The organism is Bacillus badius NBRC 15713, from assembly GCF_001591605.1.
GTDB lineage: Bacteria > Bacillota > Bacilli > Bacillales > Domibacillaceae > Pseudobacillus > Pseudobacillus badius.
In genome coordinates, this window is the sequence record NZ_BCVF01000076.1 from 1 (window position 1) to 5,392 (window position 5,392).

10 protein-coding genes are annotated in these 5,392 nt (G+C 38.6%); 1 reads left to right on the plus strand and 9 read right to left on the minus strand.

The window, feature by feature from the left end:
• Positions 1-10: 10 nt before the first annotated feature.
• The 9 genes from BBA02S_RS19360 to BBA02S_RS19400 form a co-directional block, all read right to left on the minus strand.
• Complete coding sequence (locus tag BBA02S_RS19360) at positions 11-685, minus strand: sigma-70 family RNA polymerase sigma factor (protein ID WP_041113219.1); 675 nt, start codon at positions 683-685, stop codon at positions 11-13.
• Between the two features lie 13 nt (positions 686-698).
• Positions 699-983, minus strand: a complete 285-nt coding sequence (locus BBA02S_RS19365) for a DUF1653 domain-containing protein (RefSeq protein ID WP_041113218.1) — start codon at positions 981-983, stop codon at positions 699-701.
• Between the two features lie 63 nt (positions 984-1,046).
• Complete coding sequence (locus BBA02S_RS19370) at positions 1,047-1,235, minus strand: hypothetical protein (protein ID WP_041113217.1); 189 nt, start codon at positions 1,233-1,235, stop codon at positions 1,047-1,049.
• Between the two features lie 61 nt (positions 1,236-1,296).
• The gene (locus BBA02S_RS19375) at positions 1,297-1,761 is read right to left on the minus strand and encodes a hypothetical protein (RefSeq protein WP_041113216.1); all 465 of its coding nucleotides are present in this window, start codon (positions 1,759-1,761) and stop codon (positions 1,297-1,299) included.
• Between the two features lie 82 nt (positions 1,762-1,843).
• The gene (locus tag BBA02S_RS19380) at positions 1,844-2,698 is read right to left on the minus strand and encodes an ATP-binding protein (RefSeq protein ID WP_231557139.1); all 855 of its coding nucleotides are present in this window, start codon (positions 2,696-2,698) and stop codon (positions 1,844-1,846) included.
• Positions 2,643-3,332, minus strand: a complete 690-nt coding sequence (locus tag BBA02S_RS19385; RefSeq protein WP_052477240.1) for a helix-turn-helix domain-containing protein — start codon at positions 3,330-3,332, stop codon at positions 2,643-2,645. Before BBA02S_RS19385 ends, BBA02S_RS19380 begins: the two co-directional genes overlap by 56 nt.
• Positions 3,333-3,444: 112 nt before the next feature.
• Entirely contained in the window at positions 3,445-4,122 is a 678-nt protein-coding gene (locus BBA02S_RS19390; protein ID WP_041113215.1) for an ORF6N domain-containing protein, read from the minus strand.
• Entirely contained in the window at positions 4,123-4,500 is a 378-nt protein-coding gene (locus tag BBA02S_RS19395; RefSeq protein ID WP_061786765.1) for a hypothetical protein, read from the minus strand.
• 30 nt (positions 4,501-4,530) lie between these two features.
• Complete coding sequence (locus BBA02S_RS19400; protein WP_169799386.1) at positions 4,531-4,761, minus strand: helix-turn-helix domain-containing protein; 231 nt, start codon at positions 4,759-4,761, stop codon at positions 4,531-4,533.
• A gap of 171 nt (positions 4,762-4,932) precedes the next feature.
• On the opposite strand from BBA02S_RS19400, the gene BBA02S_RS19405 reads away from it, so the two are divergent.
• On the plus strand, positions 4,933-5,169 hold the full coding sequence (locus BBA02S_RS19405; RefSeq protein WP_041113214.1) for a helix-turn-helix domain-containing protein: 237 nt from the start codon (positions 4,933-4,935) through the stop codon (positions 5,167-5,169).
• The last annotated feature ends 223 nt before the right edge of the window (positions 5,170-5,392 follow it).

Consider the following 5,392-nt stretch of genomic DNA (forward strand, 5'->3'; position numbering starts at 1 on the left):
TTTTAATTTGTTAAATAACTAATCCTTCTTCATACTTCATCCAGAGCTTGCCGGTTTTCTTTAATATGTTGAATGCTTGCGATTTTGAAACTCCAATCTGATTGCTGATTTCTTTGTATTTTTTCTCTTTCATCCGTCCTGTAACTACCGTTTGATAATGTGCTGGAAGTTGACTAATGAAGTCGTTCACTTCCGCCACTGTGTCATCTTCTCTTTCGCCAATCACTTCATGTACCAGCAAATCGCCCCGTTTAGCTGCTCGATCTTCTAATTTGATGTATTTCGCTTGCAGGAACCGCTCAACGCCTTCTGCTGTTTGTTGGCTACACTCATACTTTTCAGCGATTTCCACTGCTGTTAAGTCCGTATCCCCGTTATGTTTGATTAACCGGATCATTTCATAAATGTGATTTGGAATATAGAGCCGTTGGTTTTTATGACATTCTCGCATGATCCTTGTCCTCATAGCCCTTCCTAAATAGGTCAGGAACTTGCACCCTTTGCTTTCATCGAACTTGCCGTAACAGACAATCAGCGCTTCTGTGCCGATGCTTATTAAGTCGTCCAGATCCAATCCTGCCTGTTTTCCGATGATTCTGTATTTATAAGCCATCATTCTGATAAAGTTGATGTGCTTGTGATATAGCTGTTCTACACTTATTTGCTCGCCGTCAATTGTTTTCATGATTTACAAACCTTCATTTCTTTTCGTAAACAGATTTAACAGCTTCTTCAATTTCCTGATTTGAAACAAAGCCAACCCGCTCATCATTTATTCCGTCTACCTCTTCAAACTTCTCTTTAAATAACCAATAAGGTCTAATCCAATATGGTTGATCATCTTGGTATAAAGCCTTGTAGAAAACCATTGTTTCAAGTGCCATCGGCTCTTCTGTATATTTGCCGATACCTTCAACCTGATAAAATTTTTGGTTTTTGATGTTTCTATAAACTCTCCCTACTTCGATTTCATTTCCAATCATTTATTTAGCTCCTTTACTTCGCGTTTTGTGTTTCATCCGTTCTACTTCCGCTCGGCGCTTGAACTAGCCTTTGTAATTTAAAAACTCTCTTAATTCCTTTTGAGATTTACCTGTCGGGACAACTAATTCAATTGATCTTTTAACCAGCAAAGTGATAGCTTCCAGTTTTTCCTTATCCATTCCAACAAGGTGAACTTCTCCGTCTATTTCTAAAAGCAAACTTACCTGGGAATCCTCAATGTTAATTTCCATTTGCAATCCACCCTTCACGATTTATCTTTTATCTGTTCTACTTCCACTCGCCACTGTACAATTAGAAAACCTCCAATTGTAGTTTTCTTTTTCTTGAATCCAACAATTTAGCTTTTGCTTCTTTCCGATCCACTGGATATAAAGGTTTTACGATAAATGAGAGGAGCAAATCAGTTCCATTCAGTTCAATGTCCGTATACTCCATAATCTTGTAAAACTCTCCCTCCATAAAATGAACGGTTCCTAATTGAGCTCTTGTCCGTATTCTCTCGTCGTCATATTTCAGTTTGACCTCTGCTTCTAATTGGAACGGCTCCTGATAAGCTTTCTTTCTTGTTACATAGTCAGTCTCACTTAAATTTTGGCATGTATACCAAACTTTCAGCTTCGTGTTATACAGGACTTCAAAGCGCTCTATACCGATGACCATATATGTTTTATCGTTGTGCTCAAAGGTATCCCCTATCTTCCTTGGTTGTCTGAATAACCGAGATACAGTTGAGATAGTAGTGATTACTTTTTTCACAGATTGTTCCCCCTGCATTTGTTCTACTTCCGCTCACCGCTGCATAGGTTATAGAAAGAGGGGCTGGGACAAGCCCCCTTATTCAAAACGGAAGATTCAGCATCCGTTTGTCTTTTGTTTCTTTGAATAAAATAAAGTTAGGTTTCTTGAACAGCCGAGAGACTAATTTTTTATCATAGATGCTGAATAAGCTTTGGCTAGATAAGTTAGTCGTTATGATCGTTGCCTTGTTTTGTCTGGCATTTGTAATGGCGTATAGCACCCGTTGTACAAAGTTTGTCGCTTGCTTGTCCGTGTCAATGGCTCCTGTTTCCGCTCCTAAGTCATCCAGTACCAAGTAATCAGCGCTTGATAGCAGCTCCACAAAGTAATTTTCCGTATACTTGCTGTCTTTGTTGCCGAAGGAGTCTCTTATCAGCCGCATCATTTCCTCAATACTGATGAACAAGCAGGAGACTTCTAAATCTGATTGATTAATCTCTTCCAGTGCCGCATAAGCTAAGTGGCTTTTTCCGGCTCCCTGATTTCCCTGCAGGATCGTATTGAATACTTGCCCTGCTTTCAGCCGCTCCGCTACCTCAATCATGCTACGCTTGTTTTCCGCTTCTTCTGTACCGTCCTCGCGGTAATTGGAGAACCTAGCATTTAAGATGGTTTCATCCGTTACGACGCTGTCTCTCTTAAATACTCTTTTCTTCTTCTGGCCCTCTGACATTTTGTATTCCGTCTGCAAGTATTTCTCCCGCTCAACCTCTTCTGTTTTCGCTGTAACAGCTTCTAATTCACAGTTAGGGCAAACTACTTCGCCATCAACAATCATTCGCTGGATAGGCTTTACAACGTCTTTTCCGTTCTTTCGGTAGGTGTGCTTCTCGCAGTAACTAGAATGGAAGGCCATGGTCTTCTGCAAGCTGTTGGGCATTTCGATTCTTCGCAACTCTTCCACCACCTTCGTTTAAAACTTTATCTTTCACCCAAGATAAAATGGCTCGGTAATCAGATTTATATTTCTTTCCGCTGGAGCCTTTATAGTTATCCAATACCGTGATCATTTTGTCTGTAAGGACTTGTCCATGCTCTTCGATAAGCTTTTGATATTCCGATTCCTTCATCTTCACGAATTCAGCGCAGGTTATATATTTATCTTTATTAGTTAATTCATTATTAGTTAAATCTTTATTAGTAACTTCTTTATTAGTAGTGTCGGGTTTACCAACTTCGGTTTTACCGATTTCGGGTTTTCCGACTTCGGTTAAACCAACTTCGGTTTTCACGTCTTGGGGGATTTCGAAAACTGTATATTCCCACCCTTTGAACTTACCGCCTTCTCTTTTTCTTGTTTTCTCCAGGTAACCTTGTTCTTCCAGTTCCTTTAAGCCATTCCGAACAGAATCTCTTCCATCAGTAGAGCGTTTTTCTAAATCAGCTAAGTAAGTTACCCAGTCATCAGGTCTGCTTAATAGATAACCAAGGATGCCTTTGGCTTTCCAAGAAAGCTTATCGTTAGTAAATACGCTTTTATCAATTTGAACGAAAGGATTTTCACGTTTTTTAGTTCTAATAGTTGTCATTTAAGCACCTTCTTTTTATCAAAGAGGGTGACGTTTCACCCTCTGTATGGTATACTTGTGTTAATGAAATATTTGAAACGGATGAATCTCACTGCGCCAACAGTGGGATTTTTTATATTAACGGGCGCCATGATCGAACCCATGAAATTGCCTCTTCATAATCTTTCCGACGCACTAGGAAGTATTTAGGTGCAGCGAACGCCCGTCTTAGCTGGCTGTGAATCTGCGAATAAATTTGCTTGCTAGTCAGCTCGTAGTTATCTTTGATAAATTCAACACGTTTCTTGATCTCATGGTGCAACACTGTTTGTTGGCCATGATTCAATGTGATTTCTTCTCTCACTTCGCTTACCTGTTGTTTTATCTCTGCCACGTCCTGTTTTAACTCCACGACATCGCTTCCTAAACGAGCAGCTAACATGCTTGTTAATTGTTCAGTGCTTAATTGAGATTGTTCTTTGACAGCATAATATTCATCAACCAGCATTTCATAAGCAGTCCAAGCAGCATCCGTATTCAACGACTTTGCATGAAGCCAGGCTCCTTTTTCTGTCCAAAGATAGATAAGTGAAGCGAATTTGAGGCTTTCCGCAATTTGCGGATTGGCTTGTTTGAATGACTTCAACTCTCCGCCTGCCAATTCAATATAGTGTTTTCCGATTTTGTAGCGATCTTTATTTCTACTAAAATTTTCTGAAATGCGCTTAATGTCAGTTCCGTAAGCTTCTGCTAATTGCGCTGTTGTTAATACTCGCATTCCGTTTTGTTCGATAACTTGTAATTGATTCACTTATTTTCCTCCCCGACCGTAGATGTAATTTAAATAATCAATGTAAAAATAGTAATCTCGTTGTTTTGCTGATGCTAAGTAAGTTAAAGCCTCATCCATCGTGATCCACCAGTTTAGTTCGTGTTTGTTATAAAAACTGTCTGGATCCATAACAACCACATCTGCAAACAAATCAGATATGTCTTTTTTGTAAGCTCGGCCAACTATTTCGATGAATCTGTCTAACGACTTTTTCTTATCTTCATCAACAATAACTTGAAGAACCAACCACTCTAGACCATTGATCCCTAACTGCAGCTTGTCCATCAAAATCTCGTTTTCTAACTTTAATGCGGCTTCAGTTTTTTTCATGTAATCTCGGAAGCTGATAACATTCATTCTCGTCCCTCCTTTCAATAGCACCAGCGCCTAAACAACAGCGCTGGTCTTGTTTTCTTCATCCACAAACTCCACCAAGTCGCCAGGCTCACATTTGAAATAACAACAAAGGGCTTGAATGTTTTTGGATTCAACCTTTTTCAATGTGCTCTTGATGTATCGGGTCAAGGTCGGTCGAGATATTCCTGTATCTTTGCTCACCTTAGTGACGCTAAGATTTTTTTGTTTCATAAATTTCTCGACATGTATTTTAAATTTCAAGCGATTTTCACCACCTTCCCTTAAATATATCGTAACACTAGTTTTACGATTCGTCAATTTAGTTTTACGATAAAATAGAAAATATTTCATTTTGAACGTACGTTCTCTTGTAAACCTACCGTTACAAATTGTAAAATAAGTATTAAATATTGAACGTAGGAGATGTGACTAATGGGAGACATTGAATTTCAACTACAATTGCTAATGGCAAAGAAAAAAATAAAAAGCATTACGCAGCTGGCTGAACTAACTGGATTAAGCAGGCCGACTCTTTCTAGAATTTACAACAACGAAACTAAAAGAATCGATGCCAACACCACTTATGTCCTTTGTAAGTTTTTTGAGTGTGAAATTGGTGATCTTATCAAGTTAGTAGATAAAAAAGATGAAACAACTGAAAATAATTAAAAAAGATTAAGCTCCATCGAAGGGCTTTTTCTTTTCTGAATCTCCCCAAACACACATTCCTATTTCTACACCACCACCCCCTCAAAATTTTCCTTATTTTCTTAGATGCTGGTAACAAACGCTCCACTTTGTTGTATAATTCACTTAAAAACAAAGGCGGTTTTGATGTGAAAAACAAATATTTGTTGCTAGTAATATCTTTGCTTTTTAGTATTGTTCTAGT

What these genes read in the sequence shown, in the direction of transcription:
- BBA02S_RS19360 (WP_041113219.1), bottom strand. Translation starts at nt 685, where the DNA reads ATGAAAACAATTGACGGCGAGCAAATAAGTGTAGAACAGCTATATCAC.
- BBA02S_RS19365 (WP_041113218.1), bottom strand. Translation starts at nt 983, where the DNA reads ATGATTGGAAATGAAATCGAAGTAGGGAGAGTTTATAGAAACATCAAA.
- BBA02S_RS19370 (WP_041113217.1), bottom strand. Translation starts at nt 1,235, where the DNA reads ATGGAAATTAACATTGAGGATTCCCAGGTAAGTTTGCTTTTAGAAATA.
- BBA02S_RS19385 (WP_052477240.1), bottom strand. Translation starts at nt 3,332, where the DNA reads ATGACAACTATTAGAACTAAAAAACGTGAAAATCCTTTCGTTCAAATT.
- BBA02S_RS19395 (WP_061786765.1), bottom strand. Translation starts at nt 4,500, where the DNA reads ATGAATGTTATCAGCTTCCGAGATTACATGAAAAAAACTGAAGCCGCA.
- BBA02S_RS19405 (WP_041113214.1), top strand. Translation starts at nt 4,933, where the DNA reads ATGGGAGACATTGAATTTCAACTACAATTGCTAATGGCAAAGAAAAAA.